The sequence below is a fragment of the Gordonia sp. 852002-50816_SCH5313054-c genome (assembly GCF_001665925.1).
GTDB classification, from domain to species: Bacteria; Actinomycetota; Actinomycetes; order Mycobacteriales; family Mycobacteriaceae; genus Gordonia; species Gordonia jacobaea.
On sequence record NZ_LZTE01000016.1, the window covers coordinates 1 to 1418 of the forward strand.

Annotated in this window: 1 protein-coding gene; it reads left to right on the forward strand. The window is 62.9% G+C overall.

What is annotated here, in order from left to right; genetic code table 11:
• Positions 1-110 precede the first annotated feature (110 nt).
• A complete protein-coding gene (locus A5788_RS01120; RefSeq protein WP_003946207.1) occupies positions 111-1385 on the forward strand; it encodes an IS256 family transposase in 1275 nt (424 codons plus the stop codon).
• Positions 1386-1418: the final 33 nt, after the last annotated feature.

Here is a 1418-nt window from a genome sequence, read left to right on the forward strand (position 1 = left end):
GAGGAATGATCAAGACCTGTGGATCAGGGAGGGCGTGCCTTCCCGTAAATATGATCCTGGTAGTCACTTGATCAAGTCAGCGTTGCAGCGCTGGCGGAAAGGCACGCCTCGTGCTCACGGTAGTCAACTCCAACGAAGGTTCCAACCCGGCTGGCGAGGACCGCTCCATCCTCGATCAGATCGTCCGAGACGGTGCTCGGCAGATGCTCGCCGCGGCATTGCGCGCCGAGGTCGCCGCCTACATCGACCAGTTCACCGACCAGGTCGATGAGAACGGGCACCGTCTGGTGGTGCGTAACGGCTCCCACAACGAGCGGGAGGTGATGACCGCTGCGGGTGCGGTTGCGGTGAAGGCACCGCGGGTCAACGACAAGCGCGTCGACCCAGACACCGGTGAGCGGCAGAGGTTCTCGTCGAAGATTCTGCCGGCGTGGGCACGCAAAAGCCCGGAGATCTCCGCGGTCCTGCCGCTGCTGTACCTGCATGGACTGTCCACCGGCGATTTCGGGCCGGCACTCGAGCAGTTCCTCGGTTCCGGCGCTGGGTTGTCGGCGGCCACCATCAGCCGACTCACTGCCCAGTGGCAGAAAGAAGCCGCAGCCTTCGCCGACCGCGACATCACCGCCGACTATGTGTACGTGTGGGTCGACGGCATCCACCTCAAGGTGCGCCTGGAGCAGGAGAAGCTGTGTCTGTTGGTCATGATCGGCGTCCGCGCCGACGGCCGCAAGGAGTTGATCGCGCTCGCTGACGGCTACCGGGAATCGACCGAGTCGTGGGCCGATCTGCTGCGCAGCTGTAAACGCCGTGGCATGCCGTCCCCGACCCTGGCGGTCGGGGACGGCGCGCTCGGGTTCTGGGCCGGGGTCCGCGAGGTGTTCCCCGAGAGCCGGGAACAACGCTGCTGGTTTCATAAGCAAGCCAATGTGCTTGCGGCACTGCCGAAATCGGCACACCCCAACGCTATCAAAGCGATGCAGGAAATCTACAACGCCGAAGACGAACAGCATGCCCGTCAAGCCATCGCTGCATTCGAGAAGACCTACGGTGCCAAGTATCCGAAAGCCGTGGCCAAGATCGTCGACGACACCGACGTGCTCCTGGAGTTCTATCGGTATCCCGCTGAGCATTGGATTCATCTGCGGACCACCAATCCGATCGAGTCGACGTTCGCGACCGTGCGGCTACGGACCAAAGTCACCAAAGGCCCCGGATCCCGCGCGGCCGGCATCGCGATGGCCTACAAACTGATCGAGGCCGCGCAGTCGAAATGGCGGGCGGTCAACGCACCACATCTGGTGAAACTGGTCCGTGATGGCGCCACCTTCGAGAAAGGCAAACTCGTCGAACCCGACGCCACCTCAGGCACCCAGGAGGCCGCCTGAAAACCGCTCATCCACAGGTCTTGACAATATCTC